Here is a 21942-nt window from a genome sequence, read left to right on the forward strand (position 1 = left end):
CCCCAGGTGTTTGCCTCTTGTAGGAGGTAACACCTGGGGACAAGCTTTTCAACCCTTAGGTCTGGAAGCACCTGAGGTCTGGAAGTAGAGGTTTAGACTGGTCGAGTCACAAGAGGAGTGCTTGAACGGCGATGTCCGTTCTGGGCAAAGCGCTCTGCCACAATCTTCTGGTAAATAGCCTCATAGCCATCGGTCATGCGCTGCACACTAAATTTTGCTAAAACATGCTCCCGGCAGGCGCGGCGGTCCAGTTCTGGCACTCTATCGATAGCGGCAATCGCCTCCTCCAAGCTGTTGCACAGGAATCCAGTTTTGCCATGCACCACCACCTCGGCAGTAGAACCCAGGTTCATCGCGATCACAGGGGTGCCCGTTACCATCGACTCAATCATGACCAAACCAAACGGTTCGCGCCAGGTAATTGGGAATAGGGTTGCCACTGCGGCTCCCATCAGGTCGCTCTTCTGCTCGTGATTGGCCTCACCCAAGTATTCGATTTGCTTGCCGTCAATGTGGGGTTTAATCTCTTGCTCAAAATACTCCACATCGACCACATCGACCTTACCCGCCATCTTCAAATGCCAGCCTGACCGCTTGGCAATTTCGATGGCGAGATGGGTACCTTTTTCCGGAGATATGCGCCCTAAAAAAGCCAGGTAGGGAGGATCCTCTGGCTTCTCTTGGAACTTGTAGGTGCTGGTATCAATGCCGTTGTAGACAGTACCAACACAGTTGAGATTTAATCGGGGTTCTCGCTGCGCCTCAGAAATACTCACATAGGGTTGCTGGCGAGCATGAACGTACATCTTTTCATTGTCAGGAGTAAAAATGCCATGCAGCGTATGGACGCTGGGCGTTTTTACCAAATTGGCATAAGCCAAAGCGGCACATCCCATGTGCGAGTGAATGATGTCAAACTCGCTGGCCTGCTCGTACACTCGACTCAACTGCAACATCTCATAGATTGCAGTCTCTTTAACAGCGGCATCAAGACGTAAGGCGCGAGGGTGAACCGCTTCTAGCTTGGCAAGACTGATCGAATCACCGGAGGCAAATAGGGTAACTTCGTGGCCGCGTCGAACTAATTCATCACAGAGCAAACCAACAACTAGTTCAATGCCACCGTAGGCTGGGGGGGGTACACGCTCCCATAAGGGTGCAACCTGTGCAATCCGCATCCTAAACCTCCTAGGTCACAACGCAAGAAATAACTAAAATAGGGAACATCCTGATTAGCTGTAGACGTCGGGAACACTAGATAGATAGACGGTGTTTAGTCAAACATTGATTTCGCCTCAAACTCAGAAACAGGACAGAAGTTAAGCAAATCCTATAGTTTGGGAAAATGGACTCATGTACGGCAATCTCCAGACTGATCAGTAGAGATTTCCGTACTCTCATAACCGCATAAGTTGTATTCAAGTATCGTTAGCGGTAAGTATTAAGAAATAAATTTGTAGCTACAGGCTGTCAAGTCGAGCTTCTGATAGAAGCTCTTGATAGAGGCTTTTGATGGGCTGAGCCTCTCCTGTTAGAGCGCAGGAGCCAAGTCCATAATCAAGTAGACCTGATTGCCTTGAGGGATCGAACGCCTTATCATGAGCCCGAAGCCAAACGCCAAGCCTAGCGCTACCGACCACCACAACAGCCCTGATCAGCCTATATCTGAGGTTGCCACTACAACCAGGGTTCGTCCGCGTTATGTACCTCAGGACGGCTTACCGCTAAATAGTTGGCCCTGTATTCTCACTCAAGTTGACCAGCCAACGCTGACCCTCAAAGACCAGGATATCTTCCTGGTCACCGACCTCATGGGCAACATTGCCAGATGCGGTGAAGAGACCTCATTAGGACTGTTTTGCCAGGATACGCGCTACCTCAGCCGCCTAGAGTTACAGGTTGACGGGCGCGCCCCAATTTTGCTTGATAGTGACGCAGGTGACGGTTCTTTTCTCAGCGCCCTGTGCACTAACCCTCGGATCTCGCGGGGGGAAGATCGTGAAGATTTGTTGCCGGAGCGAGTTGGCATTCAACGAGAGATCGCTCTTTGTGGTGGCATGTTGGAGCAGATCACGGTCACTAACTACCATCGTGAGCCGGTGACGCTCACCTTTAGCCTGACCTTTGAGGCCGATTTTGCCGACCTGTTTGAGGTGCGAGGTATGACGCGCCTGCAGCGAGGTCAATCGATGCGGCCTGAAACCGAGCTAGACCACCACATTCTTTTGGCTTATGAAGGGCTTGACCAGCGCCTGCTGCTGAGTGAAGTGACTTTCAGTGATCACTTGCCGGACCGGATTGAAGGCAACACAGCAGTCTGGACCTTGGACCTGGACTCTCATGACCAAAAGATTTTGAGCTATCGCGTCGAAATGCTGATCGACGACAAGCCAGCTTCGGTTGTCAAAGCTCCACCGACCCTAGCGCAGGCACAAGCAACGACCAAGGCTGAACGTGAAGGCTGGCGCTCTCAAATCACCCATGTCCGCTCTGATAGCCAGGGTTTTAACCGGGTGATCGAACGGGCGGAGGCCGATTTGTATCTGCTGCGTCAGCCCGTTAGTCAGCACACCGTATTTGCGGCAGGCGTGCCTTGGTTCTCAACCCTGTTCGGACGTGACTCGCTGATCACTGCTAATCAAGCCTTGGTTTTAGACCCCACCGTTGCCCGAGATACCCTGCTGGTCCTGGCTGAGTTCCAGGGCACCAAGGATGACGAGTGGCGCGATGAGCAACCGGGCAAGATCTTGCATGAAATTCGTACCGGCGAGATGGCTCGCTGCAACGAAATCCCACATACGCCCTACTACGGCACCATCGACGCAACGCCCCTGTGGCTGATGCTGCTGGGTGACTACTATGCCTGGACCGGCGATCGGGTAACGGTTGAGAAGCTTTGGCCCAATGCCCTGGCGGCGATGGGCTGGATCGACCGCAACTGCCCCAGAAATGGCTATCTTGCCTATCAACGTCGCTCGGCGCGGGGCCTGGTAAACCAGGGCTGGAAAGATTCGGGCGATTGCATTGTCGACCGCACCGGCCAATTTGCTGAAGCGCCCATTGCCCTGTGTGAAGTGCAGGGCTATGTCTACAGCTCTAAAGTTCGAGCAGCAGACCTAGCGCATATGCTGGGTTATCCTGGCCTGGCCCGCCAATGGAAAGAAGATGCTCAGGCGCTCAAGGTTCGATTCAATCGGGACTTCTGGGTCAGTGAGCTCGACTACTGTGCCCTGGCTCTAGATGGTGATGGCAAACCCGTTGACAGCATCACCTCTAACCCAGCTCATGCCCTATTTACTGGCATTTTTAGCGATGAACACGCCCGCAGTGTGGCCGAACGGGTGCTAGCCCCTGATCTCAACTCAGGCTGGGGTATCCGAACTCTGAGCAGTGACTCGCCTGCCTACAACCCAATGGGCTATCACACCGGCTCAGTTTGGCCCCACGACAACGGCATGATTATTCAGAGCCTGCGAGCGGTTGGCATGATTAAGCCAGCTCTGGACCTAACCACCCATCTGTTTGAAGCGGCTCGAACCCAGCCTTACTCGCGCTTACCAGAACTGTTCTGTGGCTATCCCCACACCGAGCGCAATCAGGTCATTCCCTATCCGGTGGCCTGTTCGCCCCAGGCTTGGGCAGCAGGCAGCGTCTTTCAACTGTTGCAGGCAGTGGTGAACTTGGTACCGGATGCACCCAATAACTATCTGCGCGTGATCGACCCTATGCTGCCAGAGGCTATTGAAACCCTCAGCTTCCGCAACTTACGCGTTGGATCCACGGTGTTGGATCTGGAATTTGAGCGCAGTAACGGCACCACCAGTTGCCGGGCTGTGAACAAGCGGGGCCACTTGCGCGTATTGATTGAAGCCTAATCACGTGGCGGTTTGATTTAAATCTTCAAGCAGTTAAGCCCATGTTGTATAGCAGCATGGGTTGACTGCTTTTGAGGATGATTGAACATCTGCTTGCTCATTAGTCTCACCGGTCTGACAGCGTGAAACCTCGCCTCGCTCTAGAGCGTCCATGAGGCGATTCAGCGCATCCAGATCCGTGGAGGTGAAGTCTTGTTTACTCAGCAGATCACTGATCCGCCACTCAGCCCAAGCAGAAAGTTGGTGCGCGGCCAGAGCTTTTGTTGCGAGATAGCAGATGCTGAGCCGGGAATGCGAGGCAGAATTCATCGCGTTAATCTACTCAACTGGCTCTGCACCCTACGCGACCCTTAGGCTCGGCTCAGGGCAGATTGTTTAAACTTTTTCTGTCTTTAACTCAGGTCTTAATTCCAGGTTCTATCTAGAGAGCAGTGTTTTTCTCTCACAAGCGAGATGCTTCAGGCTCAGCTTTAGCGCAGCATAAAAGACTATGCCTCCCGTAGGATTTGTCTTATGCTTCTCCAGCTTCCGGTTCTGGAACCCTCAGAAGCAGCCCTTACCTTCTCAGGCTCCCAGTTTTTGGTGAGTTTGATTGCAGGGCTGATTATGGCTTTTGCCTTTCAGTTATTGCTGACCAATTTTGGGGTTGCTGCAGGGATTACAGCTCTGGGTTTTCTGTCCCCGTCTAAAGCCTCCTCTACAACAGAAACCGCAGAGATTGTGGAAGATTTAGAAGATGCAGATAGCAGCCTACCTAATATTGGTTTCTGGTTAGGATTTAGCACGCTACTGACGGTCAACACTGTACTATTTTTCGCCTGTTTTCTGGCGGTGAAATTGAGTTTGGTGAGTAGTGCCAGCGTGGGAGCAATTCTAGCGATTGTGATCTGGTCCTCGTATTTCCTGATTCTAATTTGGGTGAGTTCTACAGTCATTGGCTCCTTTATTGGTGCAGTTGTGAACACGGCGATTTCAGGGTTTCAAGGACTGGTCAATACAGCTTCCAATGCCTTTGCTAAGCCAGTTGAACCCAAAGCTACGGAGCAGCTCCCACTGAGTCAAGTTGAAACTGTGGCTGCACTTAGTCAGGGTTTCAGCGATGCTTTGAGTAACAGTGGCCTGCAAGAAACGCTGCAAACCTATCTGCAACGCTTGCAGCCACCTCAACTCGATTTGCCTGCAATGCGCAACGAAATCAAGGAGCTATTGCAAGCAGAGCTAGAGCCTGTACGCGAAAGTCGATTAGCGAGCAAATTCGCCAGCAATTTGGAGCGTCAGGCTTTATTGGACTTAATCAAGAGCCGTCCTGATTTTTCCCAACAGGAGGCCGATCAGTTGGCTGACGAGCTAAAAGCTGCTTGGCAACAGGTTAGCCAAGACCCGCCTGATCCCCAAACTGAATTGCTCGATCTTCTACAATCAGCGGATCCAAAGTCTCTAGACGCCCAATCTCTTCAACAGCGGTTGCATGCCGCTGGCAAACAGCTCAGCTCCTTCGCATCTCAGAACCTCACTCAAAATCTTGATTTCAAGGCGCTGCTCAGAACTGTACTGCAACGAGTTGACCTCTCCGACTTAGATGTGGAGAAAATTCTGCCACAGGTGCAAGCCTTTTTGGGTTCTAACCCTAACGAAGTTGCTGAAAAATCGGCACAGCCTTTTAGTACAATTCGGGCTGATATTGAAAATTACTTACTCAACGCTTACCCCTGGGCACTGAGGCGCAAAACCGTTAAAACCGAGTTCAAAGATGTTCTCTATGATCCAGAGGCGGCGCCAGAAGCAATCCAAAAACAATTGGAAAAGCTTGATCGCAGTTACTTTGTTCAGGTGCTTCAGCAACGCCAAGATCTAACTCCTGACAAGCTAGAGAAAGTCGCTAACCGGCTAGAAGAAGTGCGGCTCGATGTCCTAGATAAAGTCCAAGTGGCTCAGACCCAAGAACAAGCACAGGATCTGCAAAACCGCTTGGGTCACTATCTCAGGTCACTCAAAAAATCCAAGTTTGGAACTAAAAGTTTTCAACGAGAGCTGAAAAGCCTATTAAGCTCAGAGGCAAATTTCAGTGGTCTGCGCCAACGCCTGAGCCCTTTAGATCGCCATAGCCTACGACACCTACTGAAGGAGCGAACTGACCTTAGCCAGGCCGAATTGACCAAATTGCTCAATCAGCTTGAAAGCCTGCGAGATCAGGTTTTGGCCGAGGCCTCAGACCAACAAGAACGTGCTCAAACTGAAGCCGAAGCTCAGTGGCAAAAGTTAGAGTCCTACTTGCGTGATACCAGCAAAAAGCTGAGTGTGAAGGGCCTTAAGCGTGAGCTGCAGGCGTTGTTCAAAGGGGCACAGTCAAACTTGCATGATGCTACTGTGCACTTCGATCGTGAGGGGCTGGCCCAGCTATTAAATGAGCGCAAGGACTTAACGACAGATCAGATTGATGCAGCCCTGCACCAAATCGAAGCAGTGTGGCACAGTCGTTTCAAGTCCCCTCGCAAAGCAGTTGCTAAAGCCAAGGCTCGTCAAGAGCAAGTCTCTAAGGCCCTGAGCCAATATCTGCAAACCACGAGTCCTGACGCATTCGATCCCGATGCTTTGCAGCAGAATTTAGCCCAGTTAGTAGAAGATCCTAAGATAGGGGCTTTGGCCCTGCGACAAGGGCTGGCTCAGCTCGATTGGGCGAATCTGCTTCAAGTCCTACGTGGACGTCAAGACCTGAGTGAAGCGCAGATCGAGCAGTTGATTGAAGGCACAAAAGCTGTCATTCCTCGCCTAAGCAAAACACCCCGTCGTTTCGCTCTACGGGCTCAGACTCAACTGCAAGATTGGCAAACTCAATTCGAAGACTACTTACGGCACACCGAAAAAGAAGAACTCAATCCTGAGGCGATCAAACACGACTTGCAATTGTTATTAGATGAACCGCAGGCTGGACTAGAACAAATTAGCCAGCGTCTCTCCAAATTTGACCGTTCTACTCTGGTCGCGCTGCTGAGCCAACGTGAAGATTTGACCGAAGCGGAAGCGCAACAAATCATTGAGCAACTGGAGACAGTTCGCGATCAATGGCTTGACCGAGTACAAGCAGTTCAAACGAAGATTCAGTCTGTGACTGAGAGCAGTCTGTCTAGAATTCAGGACTATCTGAAGTCGCTAAATCGGCCTGAATTGGACTACGACCAGATTCAGCAGGAGGTGCGTCAGCTCCTCGGGGATCCGCAAGCAGGTTGGGATGCTTTGAAGCTGCGCCTGAGCCAATTTGACCGGGGCACATTAGCAGCGTTTTTGAGTTCTCGCCAAGATATTTCTGAAGCTGCCATCACTAAAGTCCTAGACCAGGTGGAGACTGTGCGAGGCGGCCTGCTGCAACAGGCAGACGCTCTACAACAGGCAGCTCAAGCGCAATTGGCCAGGTTACAACGTCAAGCTCAGCGTCAGGCAGAAGCCACTCGTAAAGCAGCCGCAACCGCTGCCTGGTGGCTGTTCGGTACGGCGCTCACTTCCCTGGCAACCTCAGCGATTGCTGGCATCTCTGGCGTTCTTGGCTTATCCGTTTGGTGGCAGTGGCTTAGCCGTTGGGTTTAAGATAACGGTCCAGGAACGCCACAACCTTGGGGTAGGCATCCAGTCGGTTCTCTAGCTTGGCCAGCCCGTGACCTTCATCGACATAGCAGAGATACTCAACTGGCACCTGTCGCGTCTTCAGGGCTGCCACGATCTGCTCCGCTTCTCCCACTGGCACCCGTGGATCATTAGCTCCGTGGATCACCATCAAGGGAGCTGTGATCCGCTCCACATGGGTCAAGGGCGAAATGCTGTGCAAGAAGTCGCGGTCACGCTCCAGGTCGCCATACTCGGCTTCCCGTAGTTTGCGTCGATAAGCGCTGGTATTTTCGAGGAAAGTGACAAAGCTGGCAATGCCCACGACATCAACCCCAGCTGCCCAAAGTTCAGGATAGGTGGTCAGAGCGCTCAGGACCATGAAGCCGCCGTAGCTACCACCATAGACGGCAATCCGTTTGGGGTCAGCATTGCCCGCTTGCACCAGCCAGTCATAGGCCGCTTTGAGATCGGCCACACTGTCCATGCGTTTGTAGACATCATCCAGATGACTGTAGGCTTTGCCATAGCCAGTAGAGCCGCGCACATTGGGCAACAGAACCGCATAACCTTGGCTGACCAGGTATTGGCTAAAGGCTCTAAACAGCGGACGGCTCTGGCCCTCCGGTCCCCCATGAATATCGATCACTACTGGTAATGGACCACTCACGCCTGCGGGCTTGAGGTAAAAGGCGGGAATCGAGAGCCCATCAAAACTGGGATAGTGAACCAACTCAGTTTCTACTAAGGCTTGGGGCGGCACCGTGCCCAGACTGCTGGCAGTCCATTGGGTCACTTGCTTGGTTTCTGGCTCTATGGCCCAGACATTCGCTGCGGTTTTGGGACTGGTGGCGGTAATTAGGAAGGTCTGCCCATCGCGTCCTAGGCTGGGGCTGCCCAGCACTCCCTTGGGCAAGCCTCCGATGCGGGTTTGGCTCTGCTGCAGGCGGTCGTGGATTTCCAGCACGCCATAGCCGTCTTCGTTAGAAGCCACCGCTAACCAGCGGCCATCATCGGTCAGGGCTAAGCCTTCCTGGTCCCAGGCCTGCTCGCCCAGAAACTCTAGACTATCTCGGCTGAAATCGTAGAAGGCCAGGTTAGTGAAGTCGCGACCGGCATCGCTTAACAACAGCAAACCGGAACCATCGGGCAAGGGGCGAACTGAGCCATAAAGAATGTCCCCCTCATGCGGCGTGAGGTGACGGCTTTGTCCAGTGGCCAACTCTAGGTAAAACAAATCGCTGTTGGCGTTGCTGCCATAGCGGTTGATGATCACCGCTTGGTCATCTGGCAGCCAAGCAGCAACCGTGTTGTAACCAGGCAACTGAGCAATACAGCGAATCTCCCCGCTCTCTAGATCCAGGGTGTAAGGATAAAACTCGGCGGCGTGATCACGGGTGCCGGTAAAGGCAATCTGACGGCCCGAGTGACTCCAGCCCCCCCAAAGGTGTTTAGCGCTCTCTAATTGGGTGAGTGGCCGAACCTGGAGGCCTTCGTCATCCATCAAGAAGAACTGGTCCTGTTCGTTGCCGCCTTCATCCATACCAAAGATCAGCTGATTGCTGACCGGGCTGTAGGACACGAAGGTGATGCGGTTGGAGTAGAAGGTCCGCTGCTCCGGCCACAGGCTAGGACCATCCACTGTCCAGATCTGGGCTGTGCCTGTCGTGTTGTTGAGGAAGGCGAGGCGACACCCGTCGTGGCGGAGGCTACCGCCAGTCGAGGAACGGATGTTGAGGTAGCGAAGGAAATCGGAAGGGAGAGTCATGAAGATACTGTAACTTGACTCTCCTTAGCGGTTAACGCCGCAAGTCTATGACACGAATTTGAGCCGCTTTAGAGCACAGAAATCGTTTCTGTACCCGCCACACCATCGACGTGCAGGCCATAGAAGCGCTGTGCCTCCAGAACTGCCCTTAGCGTCCCCGGTCCAAAGATGCCATCGACATCGCCACGGTAGAAGTCTTGACGGCTGAGGCGCAACTGTAAGTTAGCCACTTCGGCCCCCTGGTCGTTCAGCGCCAACCTAGATGTGATCGTGGCCGCAGGTGCAACCAACTGGCGTTGTCCCGCCTGAACGACTGAGGTTTGAGTGGCAACGGGCTGCAAGACTACGGGCTGGACAACTGGGTTTACGACCACAGGCACCGGAGTAGCAGTCTGCGCGTTGAGGCGGGCAACAGCGTTGGCAATTTGGGCCTGAGTGGTTGGTCCCGCCGTACCACTGGCAGCAAGATTGTTATCACGTTGAAAAGCAAACACAGCAGCCTCAGTGGCTGAGCCGTAGAGGCCGTCGATCGGGGCTAAGTAATAGCCCAATCGCCTGAGGTTGGTTTGCAGAGCGACAACCTCCGCTCTCGATTGCGCCGTCTGGTTTCCCGCTTGGGTAGGGACATCACGGGGAACCGCTCGGGCTGTACTGGTACTATTGCCCGTTCCCCGGCCACTGAGGAAACCCTGACAATTGCTCAAGAAGCTGAAGGGCGAACTAGGGCCACCGCCACCACTGCCACCACCACTATCAGTTCCCGACCCCGTCGAACGGTTAGCTTGAAGCGCCTGTGCGGCTCGACAGCTAGCGTCACTGGCACAGCGAGGGGCTGCGGTTTGAGCCTGAGCCGGTCCTGCCAACACCAGGCTTAAAGGCACCAAACTCAAGGCACGCCAAAGGCCAGAGCAATTGGCTGCTGCCTCAGCCACATCCGGGTTGGTCAGGCTGTTTTGATAGCTTTCTTCTGCGTGCAAATAACCCAGAATTTCCATGCCGCCTCACGCTCTTGTGCACAATGACGAAGGATTTCCTCTATATTGGCTGATTTTGAGTCGTTTGCAGTGTTCTTCTGTCACCTAAAGAACACATAGACCCTGAGACAGAGAGACCGGGTTGGGAAACCGAGGTTGAAGACCTCAGGCTCGGGCATCAAGTCTGGGGCTGTTTGCTCAAGGTCTGCTGAATCTGCTGCTGAATCTCTGAGCGCACCCGGTTGTAGTGTTCGGTTTTACACCAAGGTCGCACACAAAGCGTTGTAGCTCCGACTGCCAGCGATGAAACATGACACTCGGGGGCAGGCTGCTCAAGAACTAGTGGGTGAGCTGCCATCAAGTGTTGCAGGCACTCGATCGTCGCCTCAATGCTGCGCTGCTCGATATTGAGTTCTAGATCTACCCGCCGGGTGCCGAGGGCTGAGGTGTTTTTTAGTACCCCCCCAAACAGATTGTTATTGGGCACGATGATCTTGACATGGTCAGGGGTGATCAAGACGGTGCTAAAAATGCCAATGGCATCAACCATGCCACTCACGCCCGCGGCTTCGATGAAGTCTCCGACCTCGAAGGGGCGCAACAGAATCAACATCACGCCAGCCGCGAAGTGAGACAATGTGTTCTGCAAGGCCAGACCGATGGCTAGGCCGACTGTCCCCAAAACCGCTACTAGCGAGGTTGACTGCACCCCCAGTTGAGGTAACAGGGTTAGGATGCCAACTGCTAGAGTCAGCACCTCAGAGGCTTGGATCAGGAACTTTTTAAGCGTGGGCTCGACCCCAGCTCGGGTCAGGGCTCGTTCACAGATCGAATGGACAAAGCGAATGCTGACGCGGGTAGCAATCAAAATGCCCAGAGCAAGCAGCGATCTGCGGGCTAGCTCCCAGAGCACTTCTGCGTTCAAGGTCATAAGCTATGGGCGAGGGTCTCATAATCTATTGGCACTTCGGTATTGAGGCTACGCACCCAAACTCGTTCGGCTGCCGTGAAGGGTTCAGCGGCAGCCTGCTGCTGGCCTAGCAAATCAGCCGTTGCGTCAGCAATATCGCCCTGACGCTGGTGTAGGCGTCGCTCTAATTCTGGTCGTGAAGCAGTGCAGTGCAGGATAGTGACTGGCAAGGAGCCAACTTTATCCAGGACAGCCTGCCGTAGCGCTTGACGGTCGTACTTGGCATCCAAAATTACGGTGTAGCCCTGGTTAGCTAGTAGCAAACCCAAATCTCGCAACCGTTCATAGGTCTTCTGGGTCATCTCTGGCGTGTAGAGTTCGGGCCCACCCCGTTGCGTCAGGGCAATGCCGCCGAGATGTTTGCGCACTGCATCTGAACGGATGTGGATGGCTCCCAACTGGCGAGCAAGCTGGCGAGCGGTGGTGCTTTTGCCAGATCCAGACAGGCCAGACATCAAAATCAAGCGGCCCTGTTTCGCTTGGGTATATTGCCAAGCTAAGCGATAGTAGGCGGTGGCAGTCTGTTCTGCTTCCGCTTTGACCGTGGCTGGGATGGCAGGGTCATCCAGTAGAAATGAGGCCACTTTTGCCCGCACGTAAGCTTGCCGGTTTAGGTAAATGGGCAGCACTTGCAGCCCTTCCCAATCGCCCGTTTGCTCGAGATACGTGTTTAGGTAAGCATTGCCTAAATCCAAGCGCTGGCGAGCGTCACAATCCATGACGGCATAGGCAAGGTCAAACATGACATCAACGAAGCGGAAATCCTCGTTGAATTCAATGCAATCGAACAGCAGGATTTCGTCCTGCCACAGACAAATGTTGCGCAAGTGCAAGTCGCCGTGACACTCACGAAGGCGGTCGTTTTGCACCCGTTGCACAAATAAATCTTGTTGTTCGGCAAAAAAGCGGTCTGTATAAGCTTTAGTTTGGTCGAACTGGTCTTGCGTTTGTGGACCGCCGATATATTTCTCAGACTGCTGATAATTCTCATCGAAGGCTTTGCGGATCTGCTCGACCTTGCCAAAGCTACGAATGTAATCGTTGGTCTGGGTTTGAGCATGAAACTTGGCAACAACTTCTGCCAAATTCATAAAATGTTGCTCGGTCAGCTCACCCCGTTCGAATAAGTGACTTAACAGGCTTTCTTGAGGAAACCGGCGCATTTTGAGTGCGTATTCCACCGGTTGGCCAGGCCCGTCCAGATGAAATTGCTCACCGGTTTGCGTGAGCGGTAAAACCTTGAGATAAAGATTGGGAGCTGCTCGCCGGTTCAGCCGCAGCTCTTCTTCGCAAAAGTGCCGTCGCTGTTCGAGAGTCGTGAAGTCTAGAAAGCCAAAGTTCATTGGCTTTTTGACTTTATAGGCGTAGGGGCCAACCAGAAGAATATAGGAGATATGGGTCTGAATCAGTTCGACCGGCTCTGTCACTTCGTGGTCATAGAACCCCGTCGCAAGCATCTGCCGAATCAACGGTGGCAACGCTTGATTCATAGTCAACCCCTACGTCTATTATTTGAGGTTTACTTTTGAGCGAAGAAGCTGAGGTGGTAGATCAGACCACGCCAGGGGTGGGTTTGCACCTCTTGCAGCACTACGGTACCGCTCCAACCGCCTTCAACTTTGACTTCGACTGGCGTTTTCTGAACTCTGGCCTCACGGACCAGACGCTCGGCGGTTTTGAGAGGCAGGGTCAGCAGAATTGATTCAGTGCCCTGGTGTCCGTACAGGTTAGCTGGAACCAGCCCTTCGCGACGGAGAGCCCGAGGCTTGCTGCCTTCAGGGCGGGGTTGGCATTCAATGGTGATGGTCATAGTACTTCTCGCAGTTCGTTCGCTTGCGGTGATTGGGTGAACACAGAATTGACCTGGGCAGACTTGACCTAAGTGCTGCGCCCGAGCCTGCTAGGATGCAGACCGGATCGCCTCAGTCAGGTCAGCGTGCAGCAGGCCACGCTTGGGGCCGTGGATGGGATCTTCCACGATAATCGTTTGCCCCCGGCTAGCGCCTAAGGAGACGATCGCGATCGGCACTTCCATCAGCTCGGCTAGGAACTGAAGGTAGTTGAGTGCCGCCTGAGGCAAGTCTTGCAAACTGCGGCAGTCGCCCGTGGGTTGCTTCCAGCCCGGCAGGGTTTTGTAGATGGGCTGACAGCGGGCAAAGGCACGGCCATTGCTGGGGAAGTCACGGACCTGAACCCCATCAATATCGTAGGCCACACAGACCTGGATCTCTTCTAGCTCGTCTAGCACGTCCATCTTAGTGATTGCCAGACAATCTAAGCCATTAATGCGCACGGCATAACGTCCGATCACCGAGTCGAACCAGCCACAACGCCGTCGCCGTCCAGTGGTGGTGCCAAACTCAGCACCTCGCTGACACAGCACCTCCCCCATCTCTCCCTGCAACTCAGTGGGGAAAGGCCCTTCACCTACCCGAGTGGTATAAGCTTTGGCGACGCCAATGACCCGGTCAATGATCGTAGGACCGACGCCAGCACCAACACAGGCTCCCCCCGCCACCGGGTTCGAGGACGTGACATAGGGATAGGTGCCGTGGTCGAGATCCAGCAGCGTGCCCTGGGCCCCCTCAAATAAGATGTTGCGACGGCGCTTAACCGCATCGTGAATCTTGAGGGAGCAGTCGATCACGTGGGGCCGTAAACGGTCAGCGTAGGCCAAATATTGCGTGATCACCTCTTCAGCATCGAGCGGTGGCAGCCCGTAGAGGCGCTCCAGGATCGTGTTTTTCTGCGGCACAATCCGGTGCATCAGGTCGCGGAAGCCCTCTGCATCCATTAAATCCAGCACGCGCACGCCGATCCGTTCAGACTTGTCAGCGTAGGTTGGGCCAATGCCCCGTCCGGTCGTGCCAATTTTGTGGCTGCCCCGTTGATCCTCAGAGGCCCGGTCGATCAGCCGGTGGTAAGGCATGGTGACATGGGCAGTCTCAGAGATGTATAGATTGGCTGCGCTGATTCCCAGCTTTTCTAGCTGGTCTAACTCACCGATCAACACCTGAGGGTCAATGACGGTGCCGCTGCCAATTAAACACTCGGTCTCAGGATAAAGAATGCCAGAGGGAATGAGATGCAGCTTAAAAGTGCGATCATTCACCACAACCGTGTGACCGGCGTTGACCCCCCCCTGATAGCGCACCACCACGTCGGCGGAGCGGCTGAGCAGGTCGGTAATTTTGCCTTTCCCCTCGTCGCCCCATTGGGCTCCGATCACAATAACGTTTGCCAAGACCCTGCCCAGTGCTCCAGATTTACACGATCCATCATTATTACAAACAATGTGCCTCAGTCGTCAAACGAGCCATTAAATGAGTTGTCGAGTGAGCTATCAAATGCGCAGCAGCATTCTCGGAGTCCCTTGACTACTGGTTGACATCAAGTGGCATCAAGTTGCATAAAGTTGCATCAAGCAGTGGCCGTAGCCGTTGGCAAACGGTCACCAGTAGCTGCATCAAACAGCATGATTTCTGAGGGGTCTGGTCGGATGGTCAGCTGTTCGCCGACTTGCTGACGCTGCGTGGGGGGCACTCTGAGGTTCAAGGTTTGGCCACTGCTGAGAGCCAGCCGCAGCAGGGTCTCGCTGCCGAGAGGTTCTACTAGCCGCACGGTTGCCTGTAGGGTGTCCGAACTCCCCTCACTGGCACCAGAGACTAGGTGCAGGTGTTCTGGACGAATCCCTAACTCTAGTTTGCGGCCTTGGGCTGATTGGAGCGCTAAGCGCAGGTGCTCTGGGCAATCCAGGCTTTGCCCATCCTCAAACTGAAACTGTTCCCCGTCATACACGGCCTGCAGCAAGTTCATAGAGGGGCTGCCCAAAAAAGTGGCGATCATCCGATTAGCAGGACGAGCATAGACTTCCTGGGGTGGGCCAATTTGTTGCACGCGGCCCCGATTAAGCACCACGAGCTGATCCGCTAAGGTCATGGCTTCGACCTGGTCGTGGGTCACATAAATCATGGTGATGCCCAAGTCGGCATGTAGCTGCTTAAGTTCAGCCCGAGTTTCTTCGCGCAGTTGGGCGTCCAAGTTAGATAGAGGCTCATCCAACAGAAAAGCCTGGGGCTGCCGCACAATCGCTCGGCCCAGGGCAACCCGCTGCTGCTGCCCACCTGAGAGCTGTGATGGTTTGCGCTCTAGCAGAGGTAACAGACTGAGGGACTTGGCCGCTGTGTGCACGCGCTCAGCAATGGTTTCGCTAGCGACCCGGCGCATCTTCAAGCCAAAAGCCAGGTTCTCCGCTACGGTCATGTGGGGATAGAGCGCATAGTTTTGGAAGACCATAGCTACGTCCCGTTGACGGGCCGGAACCTGATTGACGCACTGGTTGCCAATGTAGATTTGGCCCTCGGTGGGTTGCTCTAGGCCTGCAATCATGCGTAGCACCGTTGATTTGCCGCAGCCTGAAGGCCCTACCAAGACCCAGAACTCGCCATCTGGAATTTCAAAATGGAGCCCCTCTACTGCCGCCACTGTGCGGTTAGAAGAACTGGCTGCTTTAGCCTCAAAACGCTTGGCGACCTGCTCTAGTGCCACTCTTGCCATACTGCACAGTTCAACCCTTAAACCAGTTCAGCGTAGACTCCATACGAAGTCCAAGTTCCCTCTGACTGTAAGACGCTGACAGAGTTGACGGCAAGCCCTTAAGCTTCATCTCACTGAAGTTGGATCTGGATTAGCGCTTACCTACTACTAAAGATAGGTTTATTGGCTTATCTCCGGACTAGTGACTATAGTGGTGCAGAAAGAGAGAAATACACAGCAGAGAGGGCAGAAAGTTTTAATTTTCTGGAACCCTGGGTCGATGCTTGCGTCTTTGAAAGTTATGAAGATTGGTTCATAAATTCTGAGGAGAAATACATGCGTAAACCGAATTCCGGTTTGGCGTGGTTAACCACTTTGGGTCTTACCAGCAGTCTATTTGCGACTACCGTAATTTCACCTGTTTTGTTGAGTCCAACCCCTGCGGTTGCTCAACAAGCTTCTAGCTTTTCTGATATTCAGGGACACTGGGCTCAGAGTTATATTCAGACCTTAGCGTCTCGGGGCATTATTAGTGGCTTCCCCAATGGCACCTTTGGCCCTTCCCAACCTGTAACGCGGGCGCAGTTTGCCGCAATTGTCACTAAAGCCTTCAATACGCCTTCGCAGCGCGCTGCATCGGGCTTTGGCGATGTTCCAGGCAGCTATTGGGCACGGACTGCAATCCAGCAAGCTTACTCAACTGGCTTTATGTCTGGTTATCCTAACGGCAGTTTCCAGCCTGAGCAAAACATTCCCCGTGTGCAGGTTTTAGTGTCGCTGGCTAATGGTTTGAATCTCACCCGTAATGCCAGCAGCACTAACCTATCGTCAGTTTATCAAGATGCTGGTCAAATTCCCGATTACGCGCGGGATGCCGTATCGGCTGCCACGCAAAATCGCATTGTGGTGAATTATCCCAATGTAAATACGTTAAACCCTAACCAGTTTGCAACCCGTGCTGATGTGGCGGCTTTTGTTTATCAAGCCCTAGTCAGTAATGGTCAACTACAGCCCATTGCCTCGGCTTATGTTGTCAATGGCAATGCTCAAGCTTCTGGTAATACGGGCACCAATACAGGTAGCAATACGGGCAATAACCAAGGCAATAACCAGGGCAACGGTCAGTTTAACCTGGAAGCCTCTACGGTACAGTCTGGGGCTAAACTGCCTGTACGCTACACAGCGGCTCAGCGTATTTTGATCGCTCCCAACGAAACCGCACCCCTGACCTTAACGATTGCCGAAGACATTCGCGGGTTGGGCGGTCAAGTGTCAATTCCCCGTGGCTCTGAGGTCAGAGGTCAACTGCGTCCAGCCGAAGGTGGGTCTCAGTTTGTGGCAAGCGAGTTAGTGCTCCCCACCGGCCAGCGCTTCAGCCTCAATGCCCGTTCTGCAGTAGTTCAGGATGTCAAAGACCCTCGCGATACTTCCATTGGTGCCATCCTGGGCGATGCGGCCATTGGTAGTGCGGCGGCAGCGATTATTTCGGGAACCGTGGGCGACCGGCAGATCCGCGCTGAGCGAGTTCTGGGTGGTGCTGTGGCTGGTACGGTGATCGGCAATGTCACAGCTGATCGCGTTGTGGTCATCAACCCCGAACAGGATCTAGACCTGACCCTGCAATCGGATCTCGTCCTGCGCTAGTTGCATAACGGCTCGAACAAGTCTGACAATTCACCCGGCTGCTCAATATGAGCAGCCGGGTTCCTATTAGGCTATGAAGTGTGACGATCTATCTCCTGCGCCACGGCCAGACGCTTGAAACTGAGCTGGACTACGACCTGCCGGTATCTCTAGATGAGTTCAACCGGTTGCTACGCGAAACCCGTGATATTCCTCTGCTAGAAGCAGGCAAAGCCCGAATCCGAGAGCAGGCTCGCTACCTACGCCAGTGCAAGATCCAGCGTATCTACGCCAGCCCATTCCGTCGCACCCGTGAGACTGCGGAGTTAGTTGCGGCAGAGCTGGGCTTGGAGGTCAGCCTGAACGATGATCTGCGCGAGATTGTGCCGGACTCGCTAAGCTCTCGCGAGGGACGCACTTACACCTACCGCAACCTATTTATTCGCTCGTTTTTGACGCTCGTGCTGGCTCAACCGGGTGGCACCGAAACCATAGCCCGGTCGATGCAGCGCGTCGCTCGCCTGTGGGATAGCGTGAGTGCAATTGGACCAGATGAGAACATTCTGCTGGTGACTCATCAAGGCATCTCGCGCTTGTTGCTGCTCTACCTCACACCCCAGTTTCGTTGGGGCATCCAAAAAGTTGATTTGTCACCTGCCGGACTCACGGTAATCCAGCCGCGACAATTGAACTTTATGGGAAGGAGATAGGGTTGCAGCTCAGAGGCTCAAGCTTTCTTTTGAAATAGACTTCGCACTTTCTGAGCCACCTTCTGAAAGATGCCGGGCACGCCGGGTATCGGGCGAACTGCGACTTGAATGGGCTCGTCAGGGAACTGTTTTAGGCGGTAGCCATACTCCAGGCTGTCCTGCTTTTTGCGCAGCGCGGGGAATAACCGGAAAGCTCCTTTGCGCAGTTCTTCTTCGTTCTCAAAAATGGCTTGGTCGATGGCACTCGATCGGCTCACTGCCATCGAACCTGCTGGGAACCAATTTTCGCCCTGGTCCTGAATTCGCATGTAGATGTTGAACTCGGGCAGACCATCAGTTTTGAGCTTGTCGTACTGTGTAGCAGCAGCTTTGCGACGCTCTTGATTTTTAGGGGCGCTGGGCTTGCGAGGTGGATTGACGGGCTTACCGAAGCCCGAGCTGCGAGGTTGGGTCGTCACAGGGCATCCTCAGGAAATTCACAAAACTTTGTCGAACTATGCTTCAGTATCGCCTACTTTGGCCAGTGGCGGCTTAGGCAGTGGTGTGCTGTCTAGCAGATAAGTTTGAGTAGCGCGACCGGTCAGATAAGCGGTGTAGCCTGCCACTGCGCCTTGAACCACAGCCGCGCTCAACCAGGCTCCCACTCCCGCACCACCATCCCCATTGCTGCCTAGACCTAGCAGCAGTCCACCGCCCAACTCACTGAGGGTTAGGCCACCAGCACTGAGGGCTAGGGTCTTGAGTAATTTTTGTGCCCCCTGAGGAGTAGGCGAAATTGTGTAGGTGCGCGACAGTAGCAAAACCAGGGCTAAATCTACCCCTAAGCCTGCTAGCAAATCTAAGCCTGGAACGGGGTTAAGCGCGACCAGCGCAGACTTGAGACTCGCCAGTCGCCAAAGCAGTTGCTCAGCTTGTTCTTGGCGCAATTGCAGTTTTTTACGGTTAAGGCGGTGGTAGAGATCTTGGGCCGTGGCGAGGGCGTTACGCGCTAGCAAGCTTGGGCCTTGACGATTGAGCAACGCGAGAATTTTCTGCTTTAACTCACTTACCTGCGGCGGTGGGGCTTCCCACTCCCAGGTCACGCGTCCATCCGGCCATTGCACTCGCACTCTGAGCGGTGCAGGCTCAGCTGCGGCCATAACGATATCGTCGGGTGAGAGCAAGTGTTGCAGCCGTTGCTCGGTTAAGTGAGCGTAGAGCGACTGGCGGTCGGTGTTGGGATAGAGATCGATTTTGTTAAATACCAGCAGTATGGGTTTACGCGCTGCATGTAGCTCCCGGAGGGCCTGCAATTCAACCCGAGTAAAGTCGCCTGCGATCACAAACAGGATCAGATCCGCCTGTCGGGCAACCTCACGGGCAATCGTGGCGCGGGTTTCTCCATCGATTTCATCGAGCCCTGGAGTGTCAATTAGTTCAATCTGTACCTTGGCACTAGGATTGCTGGCATTAGCACGGCTCACACCCTGCTCATCCGGGGGAGACCAAGCCACGGTCTGAGCAGTCTGAGTCACGCCATGCAAAGGCCCTGTCTTGAGGAGTCGGCGCCCAAGCAAGGCATTGAGAACGGCAGACTTGCCCCGACTGACCAAGCCAAAAGCAGCGATGCGAATCACTCGTCGCTCTAACTTGTCAAGCAGGGCTTCTAGTTCTACTAATTCGGGACGAAGCTGCGCCCGTTCAGAGTCCGACAGAAGACGTTCGCCCTGCCGTAACGCGCTGAGTGACTGACGCAGGCTGGTACGAGCTTGAACGAGCGGGTGATCAGCAGCAGGAGGCGACAAGGGTTAGTGCAAATCAACGAAAGGTGTTCTTATTTTCGCTCACCACTCCTCTGGTTGCCTCTTCCCTGCGTTAAGAGGGCGATTAGGAGTTGCGAGAAAGCTATGAGGCACGCGGGCTGTAGACGCTAGGGTGCTGGATTCGGATAGCGCCTGTGGACGGCATCGAGTTCTGCCAGAATCTTTGTGTCCAGGACAATCCCCAGGCTGTCCAAGTTTTCCTGTAGCTGGTCCAAGCTGGTCGCGCCGATGATTGTGCTGGTCACGAACCAACGGCTGCGCACAAAGGCTAGAGCTAGTGCTGAGGGCTTAAGGTTGTGCGCCTTGGCGATTTCAGCGTAGGTAGCGACAGCTTCCATCACATTGGGCTTGCGATAGCGACTACCAAATTCCTTAAACAGAGTCAGACGGGCGTTGTCTGGCCAAGACTGCCCATATTTGCCTGACAACAAACCGAAGCCCAAAGGACTGTAGGCTAGTAAACCAACATTCTCCAACCAACAAGTTTCTGCTAACCCAGTCTCGAATACGCGGTTGATCAGGTTGTAGGCGTTCTGAATACTAACGACCCTGGGTAAACCTAACTGCTTAGCAGCATGGCTGAATTCAGACACTCCCCAAGGCGTTTCGTTGCTCAAACCTAGATAGCGAATCTTACCGGCTTGGAGCAAATCAGCAAAAGCCGCTAATTGTTCTGCAATTGGCACAGTTTCGCGCTGCAAAGCCGGATCATAAACTGTTTGTCCAAACAGCGGCACATAGCGGTCGGGCCAGTGAATTTGGTATAGATCAATGTAATCGGTTTGTAACCGTTTCAAGCTGGCATCTACTGCCCGCTGAATATTGCTGTGATTGATTGCTCTAGGGCCTTCGCGTAGCCACTTCAGACCCCGACCAGGACCAGCAATTTTAGTCGCAATGATCAGTTGCTCTCGGCGTTGTTTTGCCAGCCATTCACCAATGTAAGTTTCGTTTAGCCCCTGGGTCTCGACCCGAGCTGGCACCGGATACATTTCAGCGGCATCAATGAAATTAACGCCTTGAGCGACAGCATAATCAAGTTGCGTATGGGCTTCTGCTTGGGTGTTTTGCTGTCCATAGGTCATCGTTCCTAAGCAGATTTCAGAAACGTGGAGGTCACTGGTACCAAGTTGCTTATACTGCATAAGAATTAGATTAGATAGACATAATCAGTGAGCTAGCTTTAGCGAAGTTCAAAACCAAGGTTTTTTAGGACCTGATGCAAGCGATCCCGTCCGGAGAGAGAATCAGGTCCTGCAACCCGTTTTGCTGAATGCTGCGCCCAATTGCCTGGAACCTCCATCTGCTGTTGCTGATAAAAGTCGGTCATCACTTGGTTGTACTGGTTGAGTGCCTGATCTTGAGCCTCCAGAGGTGCATAGCGCTCACGATGCAACACTGCCGCTTGAGGCAAACGAGGTTTGACTGCTGCAGGCCGTTCTGGATTGGGATAGCCAATGCATAGGCCGAAGGTGGCAAAGACACCTAGCGGCAATCCTAACTCGGTGGCAACGGCTTCTGGCTGGTTGCGCATGCCGCCAATGTAAACCGTTCCCAGTCCCAGTGATTCAGCTGCAACCACAGCGTTCTGAGCAGCTAGGGCCGCATCAACCACAGCTGTTACAAACATCTCTAGGTAATTCAGGCCGTCGTGAGTCAAGCCACGGCTTTGGGCGACATGCCTGATGCGGGCAAGATCTGCCAGCCAGACCAAGAAGAGCGGACACTGGCGGATGTGAGCCTGCCCGCCTGCAAACTGCGATAGCCGTTCCTTGCGTCCAGCATCTTCGACAGCCACCACGCTCCAGGTTTGTAGGTTAGACGATGTCGCAGCAGACTGGGCTGCCGCAATCAGGGTTTCTAGGGTGCCTTTAGGTAGGGGCTGTGGTAGATAAGCCCGAATTGAACGGTGAGATAGCAATGTTTCCAAGCAGCTATTTAACTCACCATCAATTTGGAAGTTAGGGATTCCATAGCGAGCCTGCAATAGCTCAGGTTTATGAGTCATCTTTATAGAAATTCCAAGGAAACTGACAAGTTTAGAGCAGTCAATCTCCTGCAAGGCTAACCCACTTCACCTCTGTGGA

Annotated in this window: 17 protein-coding genes; 4 read left to right on the top strand and 13 right to left on the bottom strand. The window is 53.6% G+C overall.

Features of this window, described 5'->3' with window-relative positions; genetic code table 11:
* Window positions 1-92: 92 nt before the first annotated feature.
* Entirely contained in the window at window positions 93-1178 is a 1086-nt protein-coding gene (locus H6F94_RS18255) for a glycosyltransferase family 4 protein (RefSeq protein WP_190803653.1), read from the bottom strand.
* 420 nt (window positions 1179-1598) lie between these two features.
* Between H6F94_RS18255 and H6F94_RS18260 the strand changes: the two genes are divergently transcribed.
* The gene (locus H6F94_RS18260) at window positions 1599-3875 is read left to right on the top strand and encodes an amylo-alpha-1,6-glucosidase (protein WP_190803654.1); all 2277 of its coding nucleotides are present in this window, start codon (window positions 1599-1601) and stop codon (window positions 3873-3875) included.
* Between the two features lie 33 nt (window positions 3876-3908).
* On the opposite strand, the gene H6F94_RS18265 is transcribed toward H6F94_RS18260, so the two are convergent.
* The gene (locus tag H6F94_RS18265; protein ID WP_190803655.1) at window positions 3909-4184 is read right to left on the bottom strand and encodes a hypothetical protein; all 276 of its coding nucleotides are present in this window, start codon (window positions 4182-4184) and stop codon (window positions 3909-3911) included.
* Between the two features lie 204 nt (window positions 4185-4388).
* Here H6F94_RS18265 and H6F94_RS18270 point away from each other — a divergent pair, with 204 nt between their 5' ends.
* Window positions 4389-7457 (top strand): MFS transporter, encoded by a 3069-nt coding sequence (locus H6F94_RS18270; RefSeq protein ID WP_190803656.1) that lies wholly within the window; start codon window positions 4389-4391, stop codon window positions 7455-7457.
* Here the strand turns inward: H6F94_RS18270 and H6F94_RS18275 are convergent.
* The 7 genes from H6F94_RS18275 to H6F94_RS18305 form a co-directional block, all read right to left on the bottom strand.
* The gene (locus tag H6F94_RS18275; protein ID WP_190803657.1) at window positions 7441-9240 is read right to left on the bottom strand and encodes a S9 family peptidase; all 1800 of its coding nucleotides are present in this window, start codon (window positions 9238-9240) and stop codon (window positions 7441-7443) included. The two genes, H6F94_RS18270 and H6F94_RS18275, sit on opposite strands and share 17 nt — an antisense overlap.
* Window positions 9241-9308: 68 nt before the next feature.
* Window positions 9309-10235: a peptidoglycan-binding domain-containing protein gene (locus H6F94_RS18280; RefSeq protein ID WP_190803658.1), complete on the bottom strand. Its 927-nt coding sequence runs from the start codon at window positions 10233-10235 to the stop codon at window positions 9309-9311.
* Between the two features lie 157 nt (window positions 10236-10392).
* Complete coding sequence (locus H6F94_RS18285; protein WP_190803659.1) at window positions 10393-11145, bottom strand: mechanosensitive ion channel family protein; 753 nt, start codon at window positions 11143-11145, stop codon at window positions 10393-10395.
* On the bottom strand, window positions 11142-12674 hold the full coding sequence (locus H6F94_RS18290) for a bifunctional aminoglycoside phosphotransferase/ATP-binding protein (RefSeq protein ID WP_190803660.1): 1533 nt from the start codon (window positions 12672-12674) through the stop codon (window positions 11142-11144). Before H6F94_RS18290 ends, H6F94_RS18285 begins: the two co-directional genes overlap by 4 nt.
* Before the next feature lie 29 nt (window positions 12675-12703).
* On the bottom strand, window positions 12704-12994 hold the full coding sequence (rplY, locus tag H6F94_RS18295) for a 50S ribosomal protein L25 (protein ID WP_190803661.1): 291 nt from the start codon (window positions 12992-12994) through the stop codon (window positions 12704-12706).
* Between the two features lie 90 nt (window positions 12995-13084).
* The gene (locus tag H6F94_RS18300; protein ID WP_190803662.1) at window positions 13085-14428 is read right to left on the bottom strand and encodes an adenylosuccinate synthase; all 1344 of its coding nucleotides are present in this window, start codon (window positions 14426-14428) and stop codon (window positions 13085-13087) included.
* A 176-nt stretch (window positions 14429-14604) separates the two neighbouring features.
* A complete protein-coding gene (locus H6F94_RS18305) occupies window positions 14605-15741 on the bottom strand; it encodes an ABC transporter ATP-binding protein (RefSeq protein ID WP_190803663.1) in 1137 nt (378 codons plus the stop codon).
* 315 nt (window positions 15742-16056) lie between these two features.
* On the opposite strand from H6F94_RS18305, the gene H6F94_RS18310 reads away from it, so the two are divergent.
* Window positions 16057-17364 (top strand): S-layer homology domain-containing protein, encoded by a 1308-nt coding sequence (locus H6F94_RS18310; protein ID WP_190803664.1) that lies wholly within the window; start codon window positions 16057-16059, stop codon window positions 17362-17364.
* Window positions 17365-17444: 80 nt separating this feature from the next.
* Window positions 17445-18053, top strand: coding sequence for a histidine phosphatase family protein (locus H6F94_RS18315; RefSeq protein WP_190803665.1), 609 nt, complete (start codon window positions 17445-17447; stop codon window positions 18051-18053).
* A gap of 17 nt (window positions 18054-18070) precedes the next feature.
* Here the strand turns inward: H6F94_RS18315 and H6F94_RS18320 are convergent, their stop codons facing one another.
* The 4 genes from H6F94_RS18320 to H6F94_RS18335 all read right to left on the bottom strand — a co-directional run bounded on the left by H6F94_RS18320 (window position 18071) and on the right by H6F94_RS18335 (window position 21863).
* Window positions 18071-18511: an HHL1-like protein gene (locus tag H6F94_RS18320; protein ID WP_190803666.1), complete on the bottom strand. Its 441-nt coding sequence runs from the start codon at window positions 18509-18511 to the stop codon at window positions 18071-18073.
* Between the two features lie 36 nt (window positions 18512-18547).
* Complete coding sequence (locus tag H6F94_RS18325) at window positions 18548-19837, bottom strand: GTP-binding protein (protein ID WP_190803667.1); 1290 nt, start codon at window positions 19835-19837, stop codon at window positions 18548-18550.
* 125 nt (window positions 19838-19962) lie between these two features.
* Window positions 19963-21000, bottom strand: coding sequence for an NADP(H)-dependent aldo-keto reductase (locus H6F94_RS18330; protein ID WP_190803668.1), 1038 nt, complete (start codon window positions 20998-21000; stop codon window positions 19963-19965).
* A 38-nt stretch (window positions 21001-21038) separates the two neighbouring features.
* Window positions 21039-21863 (bottom strand): NADPH-dependent oxidoreductase, encoded by an 825-nt coding sequence (locus H6F94_RS18335; RefSeq protein ID WP_190803669.1) that lies wholly within the window; start codon window positions 21861-21863, stop codon window positions 21039-21041.
* Window positions 21864-21942 lie beyond the last annotated feature (79 nt).

This window comes from Leptolyngbya sp. FACHB-261, assembly GCF_014696065.1.
Taxonomy (GTDB): Bacteria; Cyanobacteriota; Cyanobacteriia; order FACHB-261; family FACHB-261; genus FACHB-261.

Excerpts from the sequence above, each read along its gene's own strand:
- H6F94_RS18255 (WP_190803653.1), bottom strand. The coding sequence starts at position 1,178 with ATGCGGATTGCACAGGTTGCACCCTTATGGGAGCGTGTACCCCCCCCA.
- H6F94_RS18260 (WP_190803654.1), top strand. The coding sequence starts at position 1,599 with ATGAGCCCGAAGCCAAACGCCAAGCCTAGCGCTACCGACCACCACAAC.
- H6F94_RS18265 (WP_190803655.1), bottom strand. The coding sequence starts at position 4,184 with ATGAATTCTGCCTCGCATTCCCGGCTCAGCATCTGCTATCTCGCAACA.
- H6F94_RS18270 (WP_190803656.1), top strand. The coding sequence starts at position 4,389 with ATGCTTCTCCAGCTTCCGGTTCTGGAACCCTCAGAAGCAGCCCTTACC.
- H6F94_RS18275 (WP_190803657.1), bottom strand. The coding sequence starts at position 9,240 with ATGACTCTCCCTTCCGATTTCCTTCGCTACCTCAACATCCGTTCCTCG.
- H6F94_RS18280 (WP_190803658.1), bottom strand. The coding sequence starts at position 10,235 with ATGGAAATTCTGGGTTATTTGCACGCAGAAGAAAGCTATCAAAACAGC.
- H6F94_RS18285 (WP_190803659.1), bottom strand. The coding sequence starts at position 11,145 with ATGACCTTGAACGCAGAAGTGCTCTGGGAGCTAGCCCGCAGATCGCTG.
- H6F94_RS18290 (WP_190803660.1), bottom strand. The coding sequence starts at position 12,674 with ATGAATCAAGCGTTGCCACCGTTGATTCGGCAGATGCTTGCGACGGGG.
- rplY (WP_190803661.1), bottom strand. The coding sequence starts at position 12,994 with ATGACCATCACCATTGAATGCCAACCCCGCCCTGAAGGCAGCAAGCCT.
- H6F94_RS18305 (WP_190803663.1), bottom strand. The coding sequence starts at position 15,741 with ATGGCAAGAGTGGCACTAGAGCAGGTCGCCAAGCGTTTTGAGGCTAAA.
- H6F94_RS18310 (WP_190803664.1), top strand. The coding sequence starts at position 16,057 with ATGCGTAAACCGAATTCCGGTTTGGCGTGGTTAACCACTTTGGGTCTT.
- H6F94_RS18330 (WP_190803668.1), bottom strand. The coding sequence starts at position 21,000 with ATGCAGTATAAGCAACTTGGTACCAGTGACCTCCACGTTTCTGAAATC.
- H6F94_RS18335 (WP_190803669.1), bottom strand. The coding sequence starts at position 21,863 with ATGACTCATAAACCTGAGCTATTGCAGGCTCGCTATGGAATCCCTAAC.